24 protein-coding genes and 1 tRNA gene are annotated in these 21446 nt (G+C 46.8%); 14 read left to right on the top strand and 11 right to left on the bottom strand.

From position 1 onward, the window contains the following. The first annotated feature begins 2 nt into the window (after positions 1-2). Genes DWW03_RS14615 through DWW03_RS14590 form a run of 6 tightly spaced genes read left to right on the top strand, consistent with a single transcriptional unit; the run spans position 3 to position 3949 of the window. Positions 3-299, top strand: coding sequence for a TraL conjugative transposon family protein (locus tag DWW03_RS14615; protein WP_007754134.1), 297 nt, complete (start codon positions 3-5; stop codon positions 297-299). After that, positions 277-1590, top strand: a complete 1314-nt coding sequence (gene traM, locus DWW03_RS14610) for a conjugative transposon protein TraM (RefSeq protein ID WP_007754131.1) — start codon at positions 277-279, stop codon at positions 1588-1590. The genes DWW03_RS14615 and traM overlap by 23 nt, the downstream gene beginning before the upstream one ends. Positions 1591-1623: 33 nt before the next feature. Further along, a complete protein-coding gene (gene traN, locus DWW03_RS14605) occupies positions 1624-2559 on the top strand; it encodes a conjugative transposon protein TraN (RefSeq protein ID WP_007754128.1) in 936 nt (311 codons plus the stop codon). A 3-nt stretch (positions 2560-2562) separates the two neighbouring features. After that, positions 2563-3144, top strand: a complete 582-nt coding sequence (locus DWW03_RS14600; protein ID WP_007754126.1) for a conjugal transfer protein TraO — start codon at positions 2563-2565, stop codon at positions 3142-3144. A 13-nt stretch (positions 3145-3157) separates the two neighbouring features. Next, positions 3158-3616, top strand: coding sequence for a DUF3872 domain-containing protein (locus DWW03_RS14595; RefSeq protein WP_007754124.1), 459 nt, complete (start codon positions 3158-3160; stop codon positions 3614-3616). Positions 3617-3628: 12 nt separating this feature from the next. Beyond that, positions 3629-3949: a hypothetical protein gene (locus DWW03_RS14590; protein WP_007754121.1), complete on the top strand. Its 321-nt coding sequence runs from the start codon at positions 3629-3631 to the stop codon at positions 3947-3949. Positions 3950-4152: 203 nt separating this feature from the next. On the opposite strand, the gene DWW03_RS14585 is transcribed toward DWW03_RS14590, so the two are convergent. The 6 genes from DWW03_RS14585 to DWW03_RS14550 form a co-directional block, all read right to left on the bottom strand. Then, positions 4153-4635 (bottom strand): DUF6956 domain-containing protein, encoded by a 483-nt coding sequence (locus DWW03_RS14585; protein WP_028728958.1) that lies wholly within the window; start codon positions 4633-4635, stop codon positions 4153-4155. Positions 4636-4646: 11 nt separating this feature from the next. Continuing rightward, a complete protein-coding gene (locus tag DWW03_RS14580; RefSeq protein WP_007754116.1) occupies positions 4647-4868 on the bottom strand; it encodes a DUF3873 domain-containing protein in 222 nt (73 codons plus the stop codon). A gap of 22 nt (positions 4869-4890) precedes the next feature. Further along, on the bottom strand, positions 4891-5103 hold the full coding sequence (locus DWW03_RS14575; protein WP_007754115.1) for a hypothetical protein: 213 nt from the start codon (positions 5101-5103) through the stop codon (positions 4891-4893). 52 nt (positions 5104-5155) lie between these two features. Next, entirely contained in the window at positions 5156-5689 is a 534-nt protein-coding gene (locus DWW03_RS14570; RefSeq protein ID WP_007754113.1) for an antirestriction protein ArdA, read from the bottom strand. A 634-nt stretch (positions 5690-6323) separates the two neighbouring features. After that, positions 6324-6854 carry an ORF6N domain-containing protein gene (locus tag DWW03_RS14555; RefSeq protein ID WP_032536632.1) on the bottom strand — a complete coding sequence of 177 codons (531 nt, stop codon included), beginning with the start codon at positions 6852-6854 and terminating at the stop codon, positions 6324-6326. An 84-nt stretch (positions 6855-6938) separates the two neighbouring features. Continuing rightward, positions 6939-8168 (bottom strand): site-specific integrase, encoded by a 1230-nt coding sequence (locus DWW03_RS14550; protein ID WP_007478215.1) that lies wholly within the window; start codon positions 8166-8168, stop codon positions 6939-6941. A 444-nt stretch (positions 8169-8612) separates the two neighbouring features. Here DWW03_RS14550 and DWW03_RS14545 point away from each other — a divergent pair, with 444 nt between their 5' ends. From DWW03_RS14545 to DWW03_RS14515, 7 genes are all read left to right on the top strand, one after another. Next, positions 8613-9896: a site-specific integrase gene (locus DWW03_RS14545; protein WP_117707019.1), complete on the top strand. Its 1284-nt coding sequence runs from the start codon at positions 8613-8615 to the stop codon at positions 9894-9896. A gap of 69 nt (positions 9897-9965) precedes the next feature. Continuing rightward, the gene (locus DWW03_RS14540) at positions 9966-11261 is read left to right on the top strand and encodes a YhcG family protein (protein WP_117706965.1); all 1296 of its coding nucleotides are present in this window, start codon (positions 9966-9968) and stop codon (positions 11259-11261) included. 7 nt (positions 11262-11268) lie between these two features. Then, the gene (locus DWW03_RS14535; RefSeq protein ID WP_117706964.1) at positions 11269-12288 is read left to right on the top strand and encodes a hypothetical protein; all 1020 of its coding nucleotides are present in this window, start codon (positions 11269-11271) and stop codon (positions 12286-12288) included. Positions 12289-12511: 223 nt separating this feature from the next. Beyond that, positions 12512-12820, top strand: a complete 309-nt coding sequence (locus tag DWW03_RS14530; protein WP_008145895.1) for a DUF3853 family protein — start codon at positions 12512-12514, stop codon at positions 12818-12820. Positions 12821-12834: 14 nt separating this feature from the next. Continuing rightward, on the top strand, positions 12835-13911 hold the full coding sequence (locus tag DWW03_RS14525; RefSeq protein ID WP_117706963.1) for an AAA family ATPase: 1077 nt from the start codon (positions 12835-12837) through the stop codon (positions 13909-13911). Between the two features lie 207 nt (positions 13912-14118). Beyond that, positions 14119-15075 (top strand): toprim domain-containing protein, encoded by a 957-nt coding sequence (locus tag DWW03_RS14520; RefSeq protein WP_117706962.1) that lies wholly within the window; start codon positions 14119-14121, stop codon positions 15073-15075. Between the two features lie 281 nt (positions 15076-15356). Continuing rightward, positions 15357-16760, top strand: coding sequence for a mobilization protein (locus DWW03_RS14515; protein WP_117706961.1), 1404 nt, complete (start codon positions 15357-15359; stop codon positions 16758-16760). Positions 16761-16906: 146 nt separating this feature from the next. Here the strand turns inward: DWW03_RS14515 and DWW03_RS14510 are convergent, their stop codons facing one another. The 4 genes from DWW03_RS14510 to DWW03_RS14495 are packed head-to-tail and all read right to left on the bottom strand — an operon-like array spanning position 16907 to position 19748. Then, positions 16907-17782, bottom strand: coding sequence for a radical SAM mobile pair protein B (locus DWW03_RS14510; RefSeq protein ID WP_005924033.1), 876 nt, complete (start codon positions 17780-17782; stop codon positions 16907-16909). Continuing rightward, positions 17779-18447, bottom strand: coding sequence for a radical SAM mobile pair protein A (locus DWW03_RS14505; protein ID WP_117706960.1), 669 nt, complete (start codon positions 18445-18447; stop codon positions 17779-17781). Before DWW03_RS14505 ends, DWW03_RS14510 begins: the two co-directional genes overlap by 4 nt. Before the next feature lie 23 nt (positions 18448-18470). After that, positions 18471-18935, bottom strand: coding sequence for a cupin domain-containing protein (locus DWW03_RS14500; protein ID WP_005924039.1), 465 nt, complete (start codon positions 18933-18935; stop codon positions 18471-18473). A 33-nt stretch (positions 18936-18968) separates the two neighbouring features. Further along, positions 18969-19748, bottom strand: a complete 780-nt coding sequence (locus DWW03_RS14495) for an MBL fold metallo-hydrolase (protein ID WP_005924041.1) — start codon at positions 19746-19748, stop codon at positions 18969-18971. 136 nt (positions 19749-19884) lie between these two features. Here DWW03_RS14495 and DWW03_RS14490 point away from each other — a divergent pair, with 136 nt between their 5' ends. After that, positions 19885-20784 carry a helix-turn-helix domain-containing protein gene (locus tag DWW03_RS14490; protein ID WP_117706959.1) on the top strand — a complete coding sequence of 300 codons (900 nt, stop codon included), beginning with the start codon at positions 19885-19887 and terminating at the stop codon, positions 20782-20784. Between the two features lie 226 nt (positions 20785-21010). Here the strand turns inward: DWW03_RS14490 and DWW03_RS14485 are convergent. Then, a tRNA-Ser gene (locus DWW03_RS14485) sits at positions 21011-21097 on the bottom strand. Positions 21098-21446: the final 349 nt, after the last annotated feature.

Below are 21446 nucleotides of genomic sequence, written 5' to 3'. Positions count from 1 at the left end.
TTATGGAAAGAAAACGAAACTACATCGGAAAGGTGCGGGACTGGGCGGACGACCGCCTGCGCCGAATGTGCGGACGGATTACGCCGGGCAAAAGGCTGGCGGTTATCCTCGTGATGTTCTTCTTCCTTGGCGGCTTGTCTATCTACATTACCGTTTCATCAATCTACAACATCGGGAAGCGGGACGGCAGGCGGCTGCAAATAGAACACATCAGGCAACTGCCGTTGCACGGCAACGACACAACCAAAAGTATCAACCCCTTAAACAGACCGCAATATGGAAGAAGTACAGAAGAATGAGAACGGCACGACCGTACCGCAGGCGGACGGGAAGCCGAAAAAGGAAGATAAACCCAAACGGGAACTTACCCCGCAGCAGGTGCAGCAGCGCAGGAAAATGATAGTCTTCCCGCTGATGTTCCTTGCCTTTGCCGGGTGCATGTACCTGATATTCGCACCCTCCGGCAAAGAGGACGTGAACGTGGAAAGCGTGGGCGGCTTCAACGCCGACATACCCCTGCCCGCAGAGGACGGGATTATAGCCGACAAGCAAAAGGCTTACGAACAGGCGATGATAAGCCGCAGGCAGCAGGAGAAGATACAGTCCTTGCAGGACTTCGGTTTCACCGGGAACGATGAAGCGGAAGAACCGCAAGCGGAAATCGACCTGATGCCGGAAGAGGATGCGAAGCCCCAAAGGGGCGGCGGTGCTTCTTCGGCATACGCTTACCGGGACATCAACCGCCAGTTAAGCACGTTCTATGAAACTCCGGCGGTGGACGAGGAAAAAGAGGACTTGAAGCGGCAGGTAGCGGAACTGACCGATAGGCTGCAACAACAGAACGCCACACCCACCGCTGACGACCAAATGGCACTCTTGGAAAAGTCCTACGAGCTGGCGGCAAAGTACATGAACGGCGGGCAGGGACAAGTCGCACAAGTCCCGGTAACGGGCGACATTGACCGCAAGCCGGATGCGGTGGCGGTGCAGGCTGTCAGGGAAACGACCGTTTCGGGATTGCGGCAGCCCATGAGCGATGCCGACTTCATCCGGGCTTACAGCCAGCCACGAAACTACGGCTTCAACACGGCAGTAGGCACGGGGTACGCTATGGGAAAGAACACGGTAGCCGCCTGCATCCACCAAGACCAAACCCTGACGGACGGGCAGGCGGTGAAACTACGGCTGCTCGAACCCATGCAGGCGGGGAACATAGTCGTGCCGAAGAATACCCTCGTGGCGGGGACGGCAAAGGTGCAGGGCGAGCGGCTTGACATACTGGTGTCCTCGATTGAGTACGCTGGCAACATCATCCCGGTGGAACTCGCCGTGTTCGACACGGACGGGCAAAAGGGGCTGTCCGTCCCGTCCTCTATGGAGCAGGAAGCGTTCAACGAAGCTATGGCGAATATCGGAAGCGGGCTGGGTACAAGCATTTCCTTTGCCCAAAGTGCCGGGCAGCAGGTGGCTATGGACGTGACAAGGGGATTGCTGCAAGGAACGTCCGGCTACCTCGCCAAGAAGTTCCGAACCGTGAAAGTGAAGCTGAAAGCCGGGTACAGGGTGATGCTTTACGCCAAACAACAATAACCATTTTATCAACCGTTAAAATTTCAATTAGCAATGAAACAGATTTTTGTAATGTTCGCCCTCTTGCTGGGCGTGTGTGCGGCAAACGCACAAACCACTGACACCGTGAAGTATGCGGCTGGCAACGACTTGTACCGGGGGATTACCCGGAAACTCCCGTACCGCCAAATGGTTACGCCCTACGGCGTGGAAGTGACCTTTGCCAAGACGGTGCATATCATCTTCCCCGCCGCCGTCCGCTATGTCGATTTGGGAAGCAACCATATCATAGCGGGCAAGGCGGACGGTGCGGAGAACGTAATCAGGGTGAAAGCCACGACAGAGGGCTTTCCGGGAGAAACGAACTTCTCCGTTATCTGCGAGGACGGCAGTTTCTTTTCGTTCAACGCCAAGTACGCCCGTGAACCGGAAATGCTCAACATCGAAATGAAAGACTTCTTGGAGAATGAAGATACGTCCGACTTCTCACATACCCGGATGAACATCTATTTCCGGGAACTGGGGAATGAAAGCCCGCTATTGGTGAAACTGATAATGCAGAGCATCTACAAGAACAATGACCGGAAAGTGCGCCACTTGGGTAGCAAGCGTTTCGGCATACAGTTCTTAATCAAGGGGATTTACACCTATAACGGGATGCTCTATGTACACACGCAGACAAAGAACAGTTCCAACGTGCCTTTCGATACCGACTTCATCAAGTTTAAGATAACCGATAAGAAAGTACCCAAGCGCACGGCTATTCAGGAAACGGTGCTGGATGCGGTACGTAGCTACAACGAGGTGATAGAGATTGCAGGAAAAAGTACCGTGCGCACGGTGTACGCCCTGCCGAAGTTCACCATTCCTGACGACAAGCTGCTGGTCGTGGAACTCTACGAGAAGAACGGCGGGCGGCATCAGACCATACGGGTGGAGAACGCCGACATCGTGAACGCAGAAGTGATTGACGAACTAAAAATCAAATAGGGAATGAAAAGACACATCTTTATAATGATGCTCTTTGCGCTGTGCCTGACCTCGTTTCAGGCACATGCGCAAAGATACCTGCCGGGCATGAAAGGCTTGCAAGTCACGGCGGGCATGGCGGACGGGGTGCATTGGAACTCCGACACGGATTTTGCCTACCACATCGGGGCGGCGTACAGCGTTTACACCAAGAACGCCAACCGCTGGGTGATTGGCGGCGAATACCTGCACAAGAAGTATGACTACAAGGATATGCAGATACCCGTAGAACAGTTCACCGCAGAGGGCGGCTATTACCTGAAATTCCTATCGGACAGGCGAAAGACTTTTTTCCTTTCATTGGGATTGTCGGCTCTCGCCGGGTACGAAACAAGCAACCGAAGCGAAAAGCTGCTGCCGGACGGCTCTACCTTGCTGGATAAGGATTGCTTCATCTACGGCGGTGCGCTGACGCTGGAACTGGAAGCCTACCTGACCGACCGGATAGCCTTGCTTGTCAGTGCAAGGGAACGGGCGTTGTTCGGCTCGGACATAGGCAAGTTCCACACGCAGGTATCTTTGGGACTGAAATTCATTATCAACTGACCGCTATATAATAATGTATATGAAGAATGTAATGTATAAAATCATCATGGGCTGCTACATCGTGGCCGCCCTCGTGCTTGTCACCGCCTGTAATGACAACTTGGATATTCAGCAGGCGTACCCGTTCAGCATCGAAACACTGCCAGTACCCAAAAGGCTGAAAGTCGGGGAAACCGCCGAAATACGCTGTCGACTGGTGCGTGGCGGCTATTACCAGCCGACTACCTATCAGATAAGGTATTTCCAGCCGGACGGCAAAGGGAAGCTGGAAATGGATAACGGCACGGTGTTCCTGCCCAATGACCTCTACCCGCTGGAGAAAGAAACGTTCTGGCTCTACTACACCTCGGCATCGACCGACCAGCAGACGATTGACATTTATATCATCGACAGCTTCGGGCAGATGCAGCAACTTACACTATCATTTAATAATGACAACAGCGAAGAAGAAACGGAAACAATAACCCCCTAATAATAAAACGACATGGTAAAAATAGAATTGGATATAGAAGGCATCTCGTGGTACATAGAAACCACGTTGGAAACAGATACAGTTCCGGCAGTAGGTGACATCATCATTATGGACAAGGACTGTATTTCCGAACGTGACAGTGCTGAATTATGGAAAACGCCGTCCAATCAGGTTTTCAAATGGGCGGACGAAGAAGATGATGCGCCTGTAATGGAATGGTTCGATTGCGACACGGAAATGCTTGTCAATAAACGGACATGGAAATATGACATCGAGGAAGAAGAAACCGTGTGCATACTTGGTGTAAAATTTATTCACTATGAGGATTTATAGTTGCGACATTCGTTTTTATCATCCTCTTGGGAAACCGGGTATGGAATGATACGCAAAGCGTAAATATCGGGCAGACATCCCGCCGGGAAGCATCGGCGGGATGTTTCCATGATAGGGAAAACGAAAGGCTTCTTTGTTACTTTCTTCACCCGCTGGCAGGCTCACGGAAGAAAGTAACGGCGGCAAGCAGCCGCCGTTTTCTATCAACTGGTTTTAAGGCTCTTTATGGACGTGTATTTCTCTAACCACACCTTTACCTGCTCCATGTTATATTCGCCCGTGATGATTGCCGTATGGTCGTCTATAGCTACAAACCGGACACTTTCATAGCTGTTTACCCAGCCTTGCAGGGAACAGACACCCCACGTTGCAACATCTTCAAAAACACTGCGGTCTATCCGGCTGATTGGTTCGCCGAAAACTACCGTCATTATCTGAAAGTCCGGTTTATCCTCCAACAGTTGCAAATGGTGCAGCGTGCCGAACTCGTCTATTTTGCGCCCCCACGCCCACACATCATTATACAAATCATCGCCCCACTGGTGCGGGTGGTCGAAACGGACTTTTACCTCTATGGTGTGTTCGTTTTCTTCTGTGTCCTCGATAACGCCCGTTACCATTAAGCCCGTAAAAATGCACTCGCAACGCCTGCCGATAAGCTCCTTGTTTACTTCTGTTGTTTTCATGTCCCTAAAATTTACTTGTTTATTACTCCGTTCTTCTTCGCTATCCATTCGTCACGCCTGCGGCGGCACTCGTCCAGCGTTTTGGCTACCGTGCTGAAAAGTTCGCCGTCCGTGTGGCGGTAGTCATATTGATAATAAATTTGTCCCCTGAAAGCCCCTAAACAGCATTTCACGAACTTTTCTTCTCCCGGTGTTTGGGTAATGCTTACCCCGTTTTTGTTAAGTGACTGCATGATGTTCTATTTTTTTTAATGGTTATAATATCAGTAAAGAAAGCAACAGCAGGAAAAGCAGAGCCACGCCCAGCGCATAAAGGGCTGAAAGGCAGACCCGGAGCAGGAAACGGGCGGCACAAAACACGATATACGCCGTTATCGCCGTGCCTGCTCCGGCTACGCTGGTAAACCGCCATGCAAGGCAGAGCAGCAACACCCGCCAAAGGATTTTATAAATGCTTTTCCGTTTCATCGCTTGGTCGTTTTTAACGGGCAGGGCTTTGACACCCCGCCCGGATTGGTTGTTATGCCGCACGGAACACAAAACCGTCATCAAACCAGTAATCGCACATAAAAAGGTCACGGGCGAACTTTTCATAATCGAAATAGGTCTTTGCGAACTCCGGCAGGTCGTAGCATTCCTCGATAATTTCATAGGCGAAATCTTCTTCATCGTCATATTGACCCAGATACTCGTCCCGGAAATCACGTACAAGGTCGTCCGCATCTTCCTCGCCCAAATCATGGCTTTTATAGTTGCACCACACGAAAAAGGCTTCCTGCTCGGTGTCGCTCAAATCCTCCACCGCATCACGCAGGGCGAAGAAGTTTTCAGAAATCCAGCTTTCGCCGATTAAGCCCTCCGGCACGTTCTCCCAGTCCTGAAACATGTATTCCGCATCTTCCTCGTCCTTGTGAAGTTCCCGGCAGGCTTCATAAAATTCTTCCTTGTCCGAATAGTCCGAAAGGTCGAGCCATGCGCCGGACAATGAACCGTTGTTGTACTTGGCATAAGTGCCTACATAAACTTTTGCTTCCGATAATACCTTTGCTTCCATATTGCTGTAATTTTTTAAGTTTTTAATTTTATGCGGATTTGAGAGGTGAGGGAGTTGAAGTTTCACTGAATTTTTTTCCTGTTTCCCGTAAATCCGACTTTTTTTTTATGCGTCTTCCGGTCGGGTCGGTCGTTTTCGTTTCACATAGGCGTAAAAGGGTAGTGTTTAGAGTTTGCAAGGTTTTGGGCAAAAAATACCTCGCAAGGCAGGGAAGATTTTTTCGCCAAACCGGAACGGCTCGACCTTGCAAAATCGTGAAGAACACGTAACTACCTTTGCCTATTGAAATGATTAAAACGACTGTCCCGGCTGGGGGACTGCGTAAGAGGAAGATTTACAAATAGGGAAACTGGGGAAAAGTGCCTGTTCTCTTTCATCTTTTAGGGAACACTCCATGCGGGCGGGAAAGGCAAGGGTGTTGTGAGCTTGCTTGCAATACGCTTGTGCGGGTTTCCAACGGCTCTTTTCACGAAATACAGTCAGCCATGCCACGCACGGCTGGCGTTTCGGGAAATGTGCCAGTTGGAAAAGGATATAAAAAATGCGGGTAGTCGGTAGACTGCCCGCAAGGTGGAAGAATGTACAATGCTGGGATATAGGTTATTAAGTGGAATTTCGTTACCGAAATCGTTACCTATTCGTTCTTGCCACGGTTATAGGTAACGAAACCTACCGGACGGCGTTCTTTCTGTTGTTTCGACTGGCTCAAAAGCTGGGTAAGGGCTTGGTACAGTTCGTTGAACTGCGCATCGGTGCTTACCTCCAGTTCCTCGATGCGCCTTGACAGTTCCTCGTAACCGATTGCCATTTGGCGCATGAGGACAAAAGCCCGCATGATTGAAATGTTTACTTCTATGGCTACTTTGGAGCGGAGAACCGAAGAAAGCATGGCTACGCCCTGCTCGGTGAAAGCCATAGGCATAGCAACGCCGAAGTTGTAAGCAGGGGGTATCACATTTTGTGATACCCCTATGGATAACAGCAAGTTAGCTTCCTCTTGGGTGAGTACAAACATAAAATCACCCGGAAAACGCTCGATATTGCGCTTGACCGCCTGCTTCAAGGCTCGTGTTTCCACTTGGTAGAGTTCTGCCAAATGATAATCGAGCATCACCCGGCAACTTCTGACCTCAAAAATCTTGTTTTGGATAATCTGCAAATCCATAATCGTATATTTTAGGAGATTTAGCAATGTTGGAATAATAGTAAGGACTGGTCACAAATTGTGACCAGTTCCATATAATCAAGATTACATGGCAACTTCCTTGTAAATCTTCTCAATGCCGACAAACTTCTTGTCAAGCCCCTGCATATCGCTGCCTATCTTGCTGTTGGTGATGCGGGCGTAGATTTGCGTAGTTTCTATGTTTGTGTGTCCCAGCATCTTGGACACCGTTTCAATGGGTACGCCCTTTGACAGCGTGGTGGTCGTGGCGAACGTGTGCCGGGCAAGGTGGAATGTCAGGTTCTTTTTAATACCGCATATATCGGCAATCTCTTTCAAGTAGGCGTTTAGCTTCTGATTGCTGATTACGGGAAGTATCTTGCCGTCCGGCAACTTGCCCTTGTACTTCTTCAAAATCATCTTGGGAATATCCAGCAGGGGGACATTCACGTCCGTGTTGGTCTTTACCCGCTTGGTGATTATCCAAAGGTTGCCGTCAAAAGACTTTTGGATATTCTCCTGCCGCAAATTGGCGACATCGCTGTATGCCAGACCGCAGAAACAGGAAAAGACGAACAAGTCCCTGACGTGTTCCAGCCGTTCGGAAACCATTTTCTTTTTAAGGATAATTTTAATCTCGTCCTCTGTCAGATAACCCCTGTCCACTTTTTCCAGCCGGATTTTGTAGCTGGCGAAAGGGTCGCCCACCAGTATGCCGTTGTTACGGGCGATGATGATGATACGCTTGAAGAACTGCATGAACTTGGCGGTGGTGTTGTAGCCGCACTTGCAGGCGGTACGCAAATACAACTCAAAATCGGTAATGAACATCGGGCTTATCTCCTTTATGGATATGTCCGATACGTTGTACTTGCTTTGGATAAATTCAGCGAGGTGGCGGCGGGTCACTTCATACTTGCGGTAGGTCGCTATCGTCTTGGATATGCCTACAAGCTGCTTCACATCGTCATTGTGCTTTTGGAACAATGAAAGGATTGTTTCGTGGCTCTCGCTGTGTCCCAAGAACTCGTTTTTCACTTTCTCGGCGGTCACGTAATTGTCACGCCGCTGCATTTCGTGGTAAATGGTATTCAGGGAAGAACGTATGTCGTCCAAAAGGGCGTTTATCCTCCCGGCATCCCTGCCTTTGGCTTTGCCCGCAGTAATGCTCCAGTTGTCGGGCTGGATGCTCTGTTTCGTACTGAACTGGCAAAGTTTGCCGTCTATGGTGATGCGTGCCATAATCATAACCTCGCCGTTTTTCTTTTCAGAACCTTTCTTCAAATAAAAAAGAACCTTGAATGTCGATTTCATAACTCACTTTTTTTAGTTGCAAAATTAATTTTTACCTCTCGTTTTCGAGTTATGCAGACTATGGACTAATCAAGTCATTATCAGGTCATTTATGGACAAATCGTTACCGTTTTTGTCCGGCGGGGAATAGGTAACGATTTAGTAACGAAACTTTGTCTTTTACCGTACTTTTGAAGTCTTGGAAGCAGGACTTTCGGGCAATAAAAAAAGCCACAAATCATTGATTTGTAGCTTTTTGTCCGTTTGCTGACCATTTCTGTCCAGCACGTTCAGCGGAGAGAGAGGCTCTTGAACCTTTGCTATCTCAAAATATCACACAATTGCAAATACCTATTAATAACCAACTTATTACAATCATAATTAAATCTAAATATTATCGAATATCGCTCGCTATTTCAATTTTTGGGTGTATATTTGGGTGCGGAATTTCAAATACACCCAGTCATGAACATCAAACGAAACATCATTTTTGCACCTGAAAGCCGCAAAAAGAACGGCGTTCCAATCGTGGAGAACGTACCCATCCGTATGCGTGTCATATACGCAAGCCATCGCATCGAGTTTACAACCGGCTACCGCATTGATATAGCCAAGTGGGATGCAGACAAGCAGCGTGTAAAGAACGGATGTACCAATAAATTAAAGCAAAGCGCATCCGAAATCAATGCGGATTTGCTAAGATACTATGCCGAAATTCAAAACGTATTCAAAGAATTTGAGGTACAGGAAACCATGCCGACCACCCAACAGTTAAAAGATGCGTTCAATCTGAAAATGAAAAATAACAACGAGGAGCAGCAGGAAGATACTAAAATAAGTTTTTGGGAGATATTTGATGAGTTTGTCAAGGAATGTGGCAATCAGAACAACTGGACAGAATCCACATACGAAAAATTTGCAGCCGTAAAAAATCACCTGAAAGAGTTCAAAGAAGATGTGACTTTTGAGTATTTCGATGAGTTCGGACTAAACGAGTATGTAAACTTCCTGCGTGACAAAAAAGACATGAGAAACAGTACCATCGGCAAACAGATAGGATTTCTCAAATGGTTCCTGCGATGGAGCTTCAAAAAGGGATATAATCAAAACATTGCATACGATACATTTAAACCGAAATTGAAAACCACCTCAAAGAAGGTAATCTTTCTGACATGGGACGAATTGAATAGATTGAAAGATTATCAGATACCCAAAGACAAACAATATCTGGAACGTGTCAGGGATGTTTTCCTGTTCTGTTGTTTCACAAGTCTAAGGTATTCAGATGTCCGTAACTTGAAGCGAAGTGATGTCAAATCCGACCACATAGAAGTTACTACCGTCAAAACGGCAGACAGCCTAAACATTGAACTGAACAAATACAGCAAAGCCATACTTGAAAAATACAAGGACATTCACTTTGAGAACAACATGGCACTGCCCGTTATCAGCAATCAGAAAATGAACGATTATTTGAAAGAACTGGGGGAACTCGCAGAAATCAACGAGCCTGTACGGGAAACCTACTACAAAGGAAATGAGCGTATAGATGAAGTGACACCCAAATACGCATTGCTCAGTACCCATGCAGGAAGACGAACTTTCATCTGCAATGCCTTGGCTCTCGGCATCCCGGCACAGGTTGTAATGAAATGGACGGGACACAGCGATTATAAAGCCATGAAACCTTACATTGACATCGCAGATGACATTAAGGCAAATGCAATGAATAAATTCAACCAACTATAAAAACAATCAGCAAGTTTCATGGTATGCCTGTTATTGGGCTTATCTTTGTAACTTTCAATACATACAACAATGAGCAACAACGATAACAACATAGAGAAAAGAAGTTTCGAGGCTTTCGTCAATGCCATCGGCTCGGAAATAGAGCAGGCGCAAGTCCGGCTCATCAGTGCAGCCAATGCGCAGATGCTGTTCCACTACTGGAAGATGGGCAATTACATATTGTACCACCAGAACCGACAAGGCTGGGGCGGCAAGGTCATCAAGAGACTGGCGCAGGCGATACGGTTCAGTTATCCCGAAAAGAAAGGATATTCGGTCAGGAACTTGGCTTATATGTGCCAGTTCGCACGCTCCTATCCATTGGGCGCATTACGGAGTTTTATAGAAACCGATACGAAATTACTTACTCCAAGTGTGCAGAAAATCACGGATGAACTTCAAAGCCTGAACAATATGACATTTGCGCAAGAGCCTCTTGCGCAAATTCAATCTTCAGACAACAAGGAAGTTGCAATTGTGCAAGAACCTCTTGCACAAATTCAGGATGTAGCCCAAACAGTCGCTGCCGCTTACCAAATAGCGATTGAGGACATAGAAAAACTGTTCCTGGCATCACCTGTTGCAAGAATCAATTGGGCAAGCCATGTGATTCTGCTGAACAGTTCCCTTCCGTTGGGTGTCGATTACTGGTATATGAAGCAATCCGTGGAAATGGGTTGGAGCAGTAATACTCTTAAAACGCAGATTGAAAGCAAATTGTACGAAAGGCAAATCAACAGCCACAAGGTCAATAATTTTACCGCCACGCTTCCTGTGCCCCAAAGCGACCTTGCCAACTACCTGTTGAAAGACCCGTATATCTTTGACTTGGCGGGAGCCAAAGAACGTGCGGACGAAAGGGACATAGAGGAACAACTGGTGAAGCACGTCACCCGTTACCTGTTGGAAATGGGCAACGGATTCGCCTTTGTCGCAAGGCAGAAGCATTTCCAGATTGGCGACAGCGATTTCTATGCCGACCTAATCCTGTATAACATAAAACTCCATGCCTATGTGGTCGTGGAACTGAAAGCTACCCCGTTCAAACCGGAATACGCCGGGCAGTTGAACTTCTACATCAATGTGGTGGACGACAAACTTAGGGGAGAGAATGACAACAAGACCATCGGGCTGCTGTTGTGCAAAGGCAAGGATGAGATTGTCGCACAATATGCGCTGACCGGCTATGACCAGCCTATCGGCATCAGCGATTATCAGCTCAGCAAGGCTGTGCCGGAAAACCTGAAATCGGCACTGCCGAGCATAGAACAGGTGGAAGAAGAACTGACGATGCTTCTTGACAATGAAAAGAACAGACAAAAGTAGGACACCTATGGCAGACAATATACAGACGATGATTCCCCGATACGGGGAACTCAACAGAATATACAGGGACTATATGGACAACAGCACTTTTTCTTTTGACAGGCAAAAATTCATTTCCGATTTCTGTCAGCAGTACAATGACATGAAATCTTTTGAAGCCGCCATCCTTGAACTGGTGCTTGACAGGCAAAAAGAACAATACACCCTGATACTCAACAGCCTGAAAACTGAAATAGAAAAGAGCATACAGGCTTATGAAACACGCCCCATAAGTAACAGTGCCATAGAGCGTGTCTGCCATCAGCACATGGAAAGGTATTCCCTTGAAATTGAAGCCCAGCTGGATGTCACAAGAAGTCTGAACAAGCCGCTGAATGAAGCCAACAACAGGTATGATTCCATTGGCTACCGGGAACATACTGCCGAAGAGGAAAAACAGGCAGAAAAAGAATATGAACGCTGCAAGGCTGAATATGACAGGGAAAAAGCCAGACTGAACGAACTCTATGACCTGCAAAAGGCTGCAAGAAATGAGGCATTCCAATATATGAAGAACCGTTGTGCGGACATATACCGCCAAAGCTGTCTTTTTCTGGATATATTGAAGAAATACATTCCTGACGGGAAACGACAGGACGAGCCGGGCAAACCGGTCAGCCAGCAGGAAACAACAACGGAACGACACGAATACTTCAGCATGAAATTACTTTCGCTCATTCATGAGGTATGTGTGGGAGAACAGTTCGAAGAAATTTCCGCACCGGATTTCTATGCCAACATGAACCTGCACCCCTGCAACTGCAAGCTGAAAACCAAACCGAGAGAGAAGATACGTGTATGTTATCTGATATTCCTCATGAGCGAAAAGCTCCCCAAACAGGACAGGGACAAATGGAAAGCCGGAATACTGAAACTGCTGGATATTGATGACAGCTACTACAAGTCAAAGTACAAGGAGCCAGTTTCTGATTTCCCCAGTGACAGCAACCAGAATTTCGCCAAGGAAATGGAACATATATTCAGATAATCCGTGATATATCCTGATTCTTTACGAAAGTTCCACTTTTACCACTCAAATTAATTTTTGAGTGGTATTTTTATTTTCTGATATTCAATAAGATACAACGAAATTCGGATTATATCATCCCCATCCTTACCACCCGTATCCATATCTAATTTTGCATCGTTCGAGAACAGAAATAACAGCCAGTGCGCAGGGCTGATTGTTTAACGACTAATTAGATTGGACTATGACAAATATCCAAGAATTATTATCCAAACCCGTCTGGCAGATGACAGGCGAAGAGTTCATCATGTTAAGCAGGCACGCATCCGGTCAGCCGGAAGCGCAGCCGCAGCCCGTAACGGACACAGGCAGGAAGTATGTGTACGGAATACTCGGCATAGCCAAGCTGTTCGGGTGCAGCCTGCCTACCGCCAACCGCATAAAGAAAAGCGGAAAGATAGACAAGGCCATCACCCAGATAGGGCGCAAGATTATCGTGGACGCGGAACTTGCCCTTGAACTGGCAGGGAAGAAAACAGGCGGACGCAAGTAACGGGAGGAATCACTATGGACTATATGAAAGACATCCGGGAAATATCGGACGAACAGGCGGTAATCCTCTGGCAAGCCTCACGGCTGAGCCTGTCGGGAAAATACGAGAAAGCCCCTGAAATCCTCAGTGTGAAAGGTTCCGTTATCGGCACGTTGGGAAATTTCAGCGCATCCATCGGCAAAGCCAAAAGCAAGAAGACATTCAATGTGTCGGCTATCGTGGCGGCGGCATTGAAAAACGGTACGGTGCTCAGGTATGCGGCTGAACTTCCCGAAGCCAAACGGAAAGTGCTTTATGTGGATACGGAGCAAAGCCCCCACCACTGTCTGAATGTGATGGAGCGCATCATGCGTATGGCAGGGCTGCCCGATGACAGGGACAACGAAAACCTTGAATTCCTTGCCCTGCGGAAGTACACGCCGGAGCAGCGCATAAGGATTGTCGAACAGGCAATCTACCATACGCCAAACCTTGGTCTGGTGATAATAGACGGCATCCGTGACATGGTATATGACATCAACAGCCCCAGTGAATCGACACGCATCATATCAAAGCTGATGCAGTGGACGGACGACAGGCAGATACATATCCACACGATACTCCATCAGAACAAGGGGGATGAGAACGCAAGGGGACATATCGGCACGGAGCTGAACAACAAGGCTGAAACCGTGCTGCTCGTTGAAAAGGACAAGAGCAACGGGGACATAAGCAAGGTTTCCGCCATGCACATCCGTGCGATGGACTTCGAGCCGTTTGCCTTCCGCATCAATGACAGGGCATTGCCTGAACTGATGGAGGACTACCAGACAGAAACCAAAGCACCCGGCAGACCCCAAGGTGAAAGGTTCGATGCCTGCAAGGACATTTCCGAGCAACAGCACCGGATAGCTCTGGAAGCCGCATTCTCGTTGCAGGACGAGTATGGGTATAAGGAACTGGGCAAGGCGCTGAAAGAATCGTATGCCTTGGTGGGCATTCCGTTAAGTGACAACAAGCTGGTCAAACTCATCACAGTGTTAAAGAACAAGCGGATGATAGTGCAGGAAAACGGCAGAAAGTACAGGTACGAACCGGATTTCCACTATTAGCCCAATCCTCGCAATCACTTCACTTTATTCTCCGGGTCTATATATTAGAATAAAGCGAAGTGGTTGCAGGAGTGCATCAAACCGCTTCACTTTAAGCCGTATCCTATATATACGACAATAAAGTGAAGTGGTTATACGGCCAGTAACCTATATGAAAAGGTACTGGCGAAAAGAAAAACAAGCAATAAGCGATAAAGACAATCATTTATGGATATACAGACAGCAAAACAAATCAGGCTGGAAGAGTATCTTCACAGCTTGGGATATAGCCCGGTGAAGCGGCAGGGCATCAATCTTTGGTACAAATCGCCGTTCAGGGAAGAAACCGAAGCATCGTTCAAGGTGAATACCGAGCGGAACCAATGGTATGATTTTGCACTTGGCAAGGGCGGCAACATCATCGCACTGGCTTCGCACCTCTATGCAACGGACAGTGTGCCGTACCTTTTGAAACGCATAGAGGAACAGGCACCGCACGTGCACCCCGTTTCTTTCTCTTTTCGCAAGCAGTCCTTTACGGAGCCGAGTTTCCAACAGTTGGAAATCGTGCCGCTTTCTTCCCCTGCCCTGCTTGCCTATTTACAAGGTAGAGGAATAAATCTGGAGCTGGCAAAAAGAGAATGTAGAGAAGCCCGTTACACCCACAACGGCAAGCGTTACTTTGCCATTGCCTTCCCTAACGGTTCGGGTGGGTTTGAGGTTCGTAACCCCTATTTCAAGGGCTGCATCGCCCCCAAGGAAATCTCCCACATCAGACAGTCGGGAAAAGCAAGGACTACCTGCTATGTGTTCGAGGGTTTCATGGACTACCTTTCCTTTCTGACATTGAGACAGGAAAGCTGCCCGAATTATCCGGAATTGGACGGGCAGGACTACATTGTATTGAACTCCGTATCGAATATAAACAAGGCTCTCTATCCGCTGGGCAACTATGAGCGCATCCACTGCTTTTTCGACAACGACCATGCAGGACTGGAAGTACTCCAACAAATCCGCATGGAATACGGCAGAGACCGATACATCCGGGACGCTTCGCAGATTTATGGCGGGTGCAAAGACCTGAACGAATACTTACAGAAACAGATTGAAAGAAAAAGGCAGCTCCAGTCCGCCAAAGGGGTGCGCAGCCAATCACCGGAGAAGAAGAACGGCTTCCGGTTATAGCCCACTATAACTACACGCTCCGCTTTCGTAGTTGTGGGCTCTCCCGAGGGGATTAGGGCTTTGCCCTAATGACCCACTCAAGGCGTTTCACCCCTGAGAACCCCGAGCAAAGAGTGACCCTCTCTTTGCAATCTCCGCTTATGGGTTACCCCTAAGAAATCTCGTGCAAATGAGAGCAGAGGCAAGCTTGCTTGACCTATGCCGAATGCAGCCGAGATTCATAAAATAACCCCTCTGCGAAAGCGAGCAAAATAATCAATTGCAAACAAAGAAAAGAAGCTATGGCAACAAAATCAAGCATACATATCAAGCCTTGCAACATCGCATCGAGCGAGGCACACAACCGAAGAACTGCCGAGTATATGCGCAACATCGGCAAGTCCAAAATCTACATCGTGCCCGAACTCACAGCCGATAATGAACAGTGGATAAATCCGGATTTCGGCAGTCTCGAATTGCAGACGCATTATGAGAACATCAAACGCATGGTCAAGGAAAAGACAGGCCGTGCCATGCAGGAAAAGGAAAGGGAACGCAAGGGAAAGAATGGAAGGATTATCAAAGTGGCGGGATGTTCACCCATCCGTGAAGGAGTATTGCTTATCAGACCGGACACCACACTGGCTGATGTACGCAGATTCGGTGAAGAGTGTCAAAAGCGTTGGGGCATCACTCCACTACAAATTTTCCTGCACAAAGACGAAGGACATTGGCTAAACGGTCAGCCGGAAGCGGAAGACAAAGAGAGTTTTCAAATAGGAAGCAGATGGTTCAAGCCGAACTATCATGCCCATATCGTATTCGACTGGATGAACCACGAAACCGGAAAGAGCCGAAAACTCAATGACGAAGATATGGCAATCATGCAGACCTTGGCTTCCGATATTCTCCTGATGGAACGTGGGCAGGCAAAAGCTGTCACAGGTAAAGAGCATCTGGAACGAAATGATTTCATCATTGAGAAGCAGAAAGCCGAACTGCAACGTATAGAGGAAACCAAGCGACACAAGGAGCAACAGGTAAGCCTTGCCGAACAGGAACTCAAACAGGTAAAAGCAGAGATACGTACGGACAAACTCAAAAGTGCAGCTACCGATGTAGCCACAGCCATAACCAGCAGTGTAGGTTCTCTTTTCGGAAGCGGTAAGCTGAAAGAACTGGAACATCACATCGAGCAGCTACATCAGGAAATTACCAAACGGGACAAAGCTACTGATGAATTGAAAATTCAGATACAACAAATACAGGAACAGCATGGCAGACAAATTCGTAATCTTCAAGGAATACACAATCAAGAACTTGAAGCCAAAGACAAGGAAATATCACGATTGAATACCATTCTCGAAAAAGCATTATGCTGGTTCCCATTGCTCAAAGAAATGCTGAGAATGGAAAAATTATGCTATGTCACTGGTTTTACCAAGGGGATGGTTGATTCTCTTTTATACAAAAAGGAAGCTCTCAGATGTAGTGGAAAAATCTATTCCGAAGAATATAGACAGAGATTTGAAACAAAAAATGTAATTTTCAAAATTGAACGAAGCCCGATCGATAAGAATAAATTGATGCTGACTATAAACCAACAGCCAATCAGCGAATGGTTCAAGGAACAATGGGAGAAGTTACAGCAGCATCTGCGTAACTCAGTGCAGAAAGAACAAAAATCCAGAGGATTCAGGATGTAATATAGAGAAGTACAATTCATCATGGATTGTACTTCTATCGTAATATATAGTACAAAATCTAAGTTGTCTAACTATTCTAAAGTAAAATAAGCAATAAAAGAATATCTTATTCACTATTAATATACCATATTGTCAATATCTTTCCCTCATTTAGTCAATCGTATCTTTTCGTGGTAGAAATAATTTACGATAACCGGCTTGCCTTTTTCCGAGCGCCCGTAAGGCAAATCATTTATTCTATATGGAAACCCCTGTGCCTTGGCGTATTGGGAAATGTCCTGTTCCAATGCCTGCCAGTAATCAAGCCTCTTTTTGTTGTATATTTCTTCGTATAACGGAAAGAGGTCGGGATGCTTCTCACGGATATACGTCATTATCCCTCCCTTGAACTGCCCGCGCAGATTCAGGTTTTCGAGCCATATCAAATCGGCATATCCTTTCACTTTCTCGATAATCGCCTTCATATCGGTTATTCCGGGGAATATGGGCGATACAAAACACACGGTACGGATGCCCGCCTCATAGACCTGACGCATTGCGTTCAGACGACGTTCTATGCTCACGGCATTGTCCATATCCGTACGAAACCGCTCGTCAAGCGTATTGACCGACCATGACACCGTTACTTTGGGAAAACGCTTCAACAGGTCGAGGTCGCGCAGGACAAGGTCGGACTTAGTGCATATCATAATCTCGGCGTTGCTCCCACGCAGCTCTTCGAGCAGCCTGTGGGTACGGCAAAATTGCTCCTCATACGGGTTGTAACCATCCGTCACGGAACCTATCACAATGCGCTCTCCGTCATATTTGTGCGGATTGGCTATCGGTTTCCAGTTCTTCACGTCCAGAAATGCACCCCACGGTTCTGTATGCCCGGTGAATCGTTTCATAAACGATGCGTAGCAATACTTACAGGCGTGGGGACAGCCCACGTAAGGGTTGACCGAATATCCTCCGACCGGCAGTGAGGATTTGGTCATAACGCTCTGTACGTCTATTTCTTTGATTATTTCGGTATTCATTGTAAGCGTTTTGTAAATTGTTCCGGCAGTTCCTGAATCATCCTTTCTTTGCCCATTATAGGCAGCAAATCCTCTTTCATAAACACGGGGACGCCCTGTGTTTGGGCTTGGTCGGCAATGTGAAGCACCCATTCGGGACGGGAATCCACTTTGCCTTTCCGATGTCCGGTCTCCGTACCTATGACAATCCAGTCGATACCCTCGAAATCTATATCGCCGATTTCATCGAAAATAGGTTCGAAAGTGACATGGTAGTGCTTGGCCTTGATATTTCTTTTCAAATCGTCTAGCCGCTTTTTTTCGGAATTGCGCGTGACGGTCACGCCCATCCATACATTCTCGTCATCTGTAGAGAAACTGATCTTGTCCGGACATTTCGTAAGGAATATATAAGCGTGTTGCGGATTGCTTTTCATTCGTCTGAATATTTCCGCATTCCATTCAGGCTTCCAATCGGAGAAATCGCTCATTCCGGTCATCAGCCATACGTGAGGCTTGGGCGTGTCGATGATACGCAGCTTTCGCACCATATATTCCGGTACGGAGAAGTCGTCCGTAATATGGAAGCGGCGGCAGTTGTTACGGGCATAGCAGTAGCTGCACCCGATGGAGCAGCCTACCACTATGTTCATATTCTTTATCAGGGATTTTATACAGATAGTCATCTGCTTAGAGTTCCTTTTTAGAATCATTTCGGAGAGACTTTCCATTTTACCGGTTCTTTCAGTATGATTCCGTCAGTGGCATCCTCCTGTGAGAATGTATTGCTGCAATATTGTATGCAGAGCATGAGGAGCGGAGTCGTTCCGTTGTTACGGACACTTCGTTTTCCTGCAGGAGATACCCTGACAACGCTACCTTCTTCCACTGGGAACACTGTTCCGTCTACTTGAAATTCACCTTTACCGGAGAGGAAAAAATAAAGTTCCTCATGACTCTTGTGACTATGCAGAAATCCGGTTTCTGTACCCGGGGCGAATGACTGGAAAGAAAACTCGCTTCCCGTAGTTCCGAGAGCGGTGCTGCAGAATACTTTTCCGGGAATTTTCACATCCGGGCCAAGCTGAAGTTCGTATTCATTCAGTTCATTCAACTTACCGACACTGATCGCGGCGAAATTCTGTTCTACCGCGATTTTCCTAATCTTTTTCATCTTTCTAATATTTTGAAATGATTGTTTATACAGTTATTTAAGTGTTATGCTTTCTCCGTCTTCCGGTATAATCAGTCGGCTCATATCCGTCCCGTGATGGCGAGCTTCGTTGCGAAGGATGGCACGGGTGGTCTGGCAATGATCGATGGCATCCATGTGTACGGTAATCAGCTTGATGTGTGGGGGGAGTGTGTCAAGCATCGCCATTACTTCCTGTTCATTGGGGATGATACAACCGTCCGTCTTAGAGAATTCGGGGAATACCGCACCGCCACTGTTCACCACAATATAATTAGGACGATACTTTTCCACGGTAGCAAGAGTACATTCTTCCCATTTGCAATCGCCCATGATATAAATAGTCGGAAGCCCTTCGGACATCAGCACATAGCCCGAAACAGGTCCCATCATCTGGCCTATCTGACCGAAACCGTGATGGCCAATAGCACGGTGGATGGTCAGATGACCTAAGGTTATGCTCTCTTCAATCGCTTCTACATTTGAGAAACCATCTTTCAGGATGGCGGCCTTATCTTGTGGCTGGGTGTAGAAAGGAATGTCTTTCGGCAAATGCTGCTTTACACTTGGTTCGTAATGGTCGATGTGGTTGTGGGTGAGCAGTACCATATCAACACCTTCAGTAATGTCGCTAATAGGCATTACGAGATGTACCCTCGGATTCTTATATACACCGAGAGCTGATTGCAGGGTTCCTTTGTCGGCAAATACGGGGTCAATAAGAATGGTATGTCCTGCATAGTTGATTTTCAAGGTGGCACTGCGTACCAACCGAATAATTGCTTTTTCGTTCATGATGTTATGTTTTGTATTATTTTTCGGGTACAAAGTTCGAAAGGATATCCCAATGTCTCTATGCCTTAAAAACAGGAATATATGCCATTTTGATAAAAGAATGATGTATATTTGCAGAAAGCAAAAAACAAGAGTGATGAAAGCTATAATCAATCCCAAAAGACTTGTAAGCGTTCCGTTCAATAAAACGCAATGTGGCGTAGATTTCTACATTAACACAGGCGAAAGCAAGGACATCTGTGGTGTCTTGACCGAGCATAAGGCGTTTAAGACAGATTTTTTCAGCTTCTATTTCTTTCGTCGTGCCAATGGATATTTGTTGCTGAACTTCCGAAAAGTGGAGTTACGGGATGGTATGGTGCTGCTTTTGTCGCCGCACCAGCAACAGGAATGGCACGTGAACGAGGTAGAACTAGATTACACTTTTCTTATTTTCCGCGAAGACTTTATGCGCACGTTCATTGCTGACAAGTTCTTCGTATATCGGCTGTTGTATTATTATCAGACTGATACACCGCCCTACTTGTTTGCCGAGCCGGAGGAGCTGACGGAATATATGCGCCTCTTAAAAAAGATAAAACAAGAACTACAACATCCTGTGGTAGACACTTACAACCTCATTGTGTCAGTGCTTTATTATCTACTGGTAATTATCAACCGGGCATACGCTCAAACTTATCGTCTACCTGTCGAAGTGCCAAAAAACAATTACGCATTCAAATTCAAGGACTTACTCGAAAAACATATCCGAACGACACAGCGCGTTCAAGAATATGCTGATATGCTTCGGGTAAGTCGTATCACCTTGAATAATTCTGTCATGGCGCAATTTGGTGTATCAGCCATTCACTTACTCAAGCAACGTCTTTTGGAAGAGCTGAAAAATGAGCTACTGTTCTCCAATCTGAATGTGAGCCAACTGGCAGACGAGTTCCACTTTTCCGACCCCAGTCACCTCATGCGTTTTTTCAAAAAAGAAACAGGCAAGACTTTTACCCAATATCTAATGAATTACAAAAGAGGAATATATGAATAGAAATTTCATATTTGGCAAATGAATTCCATATTTAAGATATTTATTTTTTTGAATAACTATATTTTTCGTCATAAAGGTTCATTCTGCCAGTCCATAGAAATACCAATCGCTTTGTAATTGACATTCTTTTGAAGAATCTTAAAAAATACAAAAACACCCAATTTTACATTCTTGGGTGTAAAAAAGGGTGTAAATCTCGCAAATGCTTGATTTACACCCTTTATTGCGGAGAGAGAGGGATTCGAACCCCCGGTACAGTTGCCCGTACACCGCATTTCGAGTGCGGCCCGATCGACCACTCCGGCACCTCTCCTTTTCGGTCGCGGGAGGAGGACTTGCCCCGTTCTCCCGACCCAAAACCGTTGTTTTGGGACTGCAAATATAGACATATTTTTTATTTTCGCACATTTTCGTGCGGAAAAAATCACATTTGGTTGAAAAAACGCCTCCGGAGGCCCTGTTTCTGCCGCTTTTCCGGAATTATTCGTACCTTTGACTTCGTCGAAGATACGCCCGCCCGGCAAAATGCAGGCAAGTTTGCTTTTGCTTTCGCCGGTTCGTATCTTTGCAAACGGACGGACCCGCTTCGCGCATGCAGTATTTTCCGTGCGCGGCCGTTTATAAAGATGAACGATACTAAAACCGGTACGGTTTTCGTTTGG

The sequence above is a fragment of the Alistipes sp. AF14-19 genome (assembly GCF_003461645.1).
In the GTDB taxonomy this organism is placed as follows: domain Bacteria; phylum Bacteroidota; class Bacteroidia; order Bacteroidales; family Rikenellaceae; genus Alistipes; species Alistipes shahii.
This window is presented reverse-complemented; position numbering and strand designations above follow the sequence as displayed.

Bases quoted from the DNA above. Each gene is read 5' to 3' on its own strand.
- DWW03_RS14615 (WP_007754134.1), top strand. From the start codon at position 3: ATGGAAAGAAAACGAAACTACATCGGAAAGGTGCGGGACTGGGCGGAC.
- traM (WP_007754131.1), top strand. From the start codon at position 277: ATGGAAGAAGTACAGAAGAATGAGAACGGCACGACCGTACCGCAGGCG.
- traN (WP_007754128.1), top strand. From the start codon at position 1,624: ATGAAACAGATTTTTGTAATGTTCGCCCTCTTGCTGGGCGTGTGTGCG.
- DWW03_RS14600 (WP_007754126.1), top strand. From the start codon at position 2,563: ATGAAAAGACACATCTTTATAATGATGCTCTTTGCGCTGTGCCTGACC.
- DWW03_RS14595 (WP_007754124.1), top strand. From the start codon at position 3,158: ATGTATATGAAGAATGTAATGTATAAAATCATCATGGGCTGCTACATC.
- DWW03_RS14590 (WP_007754121.1), top strand. From the start codon at position 3,629: ATGGTAAAAATAGAATTGGATATAGAAGGCATCTCGTGGTACATAGAA.
- DWW03_RS14585 (WP_028728958.1), bottom strand. From the start codon at position 4,635: ATGAAAACAACAGAAGTAAACAAGGAGCTTATCGGCAGGCGTTGCGAG.
- DWW03_RS14580 (WP_007754116.1), bottom strand. From the start codon at position 4,868: ATGCAGTCACTTAACAAAAACGGGGTAAGCATTACCCAAACACCGGGA.
- DWW03_RS14575 (WP_007754115.1), bottom strand. From the start codon at position 5,103: ATGAAACGGAAAAGCATTTATAAAATCCTTTGGCGGGTGTTGCTGCTC.
- DWW03_RS14570 (WP_007754113.1), bottom strand. From the start codon at position 5,689: ATGGAAGCAAAGGTATTATCGGAAGCAAAAGTTTATGTAGGCACTTAT.
- DWW03_RS14555 (WP_032536632.1), bottom strand. From the start codon at position 6,854: ATGGATTTGCAGATTATCCAAAACAAGATTTTTGAGGTCAGAAGTTGC.
- DWW03_RS14550 (WP_007478215.1), bottom strand. From the start codon at position 8,168: ATGAAATCGACATTCAAGGTTCTTTTTTATTTGAAGAAAGGTTCTGAA.
- DWW03_RS14545 (WP_117707019.1), top strand. From the start codon at position 8,613: ATGAACATCAAACGAAACATCATTTTTGCACCTGAAAGCCGCAAAAAG.
- DWW03_RS14540 (WP_117706965.1), top strand. From the start codon at position 9,966: ATGAGCAACAACGATAACAACATAGAGAAAAGAAGTTTCGAGGCTTTC.
- DWW03_RS14535 (WP_117706964.1), top strand. From the start codon at position 11,269: ATGGCAGACAATATACAGACGATGATTCCCCGATACGGGGAACTCAAC.
- DWW03_RS14530 (WP_008145895.1), top strand. From the start codon at position 12,512: ATGACAAATATCCAAGAATTATTATCCAAACCCGTCTGGCAGATGACA.
- DWW03_RS14525 (WP_117706963.1), top strand. From the start codon at position 12,835: ATGGACTATATGAAAGACATCCGGGAAATATCGGACGAACAGGCGGTA.
- DWW03_RS14520 (WP_117706962.1), top strand. From the start codon at position 14,119: ATGGATATACAGACAGCAAAACAAATCAGGCTGGAAGAGTATCTTCAC.
- DWW03_RS14515 (WP_117706961.1), top strand. From the start codon at position 15,357: ATGGCAACAAAATCAAGCATACATATCAAGCCTTGCAACATCGCATCG.
- DWW03_RS14510 (WP_005924033.1), bottom strand. From the start codon at position 17,782: ATGAATACCGAAATAATCAAAGAAATAGACGTACAGAGCGTTATGACC.
- DWW03_RS14505 (WP_117706960.1), bottom strand. From the start codon at position 18,447: ATGACTATCTGTATAAAATCCCTGATAAAGAATATGAACATAGTGGTA.
- DWW03_RS14500 (WP_005924039.1), bottom strand. From the start codon at position 18,935: ATGAAAAAGATTAGGAAAATCGCGGTAGAACAGAATTTCGCCGCGATC.
- DWW03_RS14495 (WP_005924041.1), bottom strand. From the start codon at position 19,748: ATGAACGAAAAAGCAATTATTCGGTTGGTACGCAGTGCCACCTTGAAA.
- DWW03_RS14490 (WP_117706959.1), top strand. From the start codon at position 19,885: ATGAAAGCTATAATCAATCCCAAAAGACTTGTAAGCGTTCCGTTCAAT.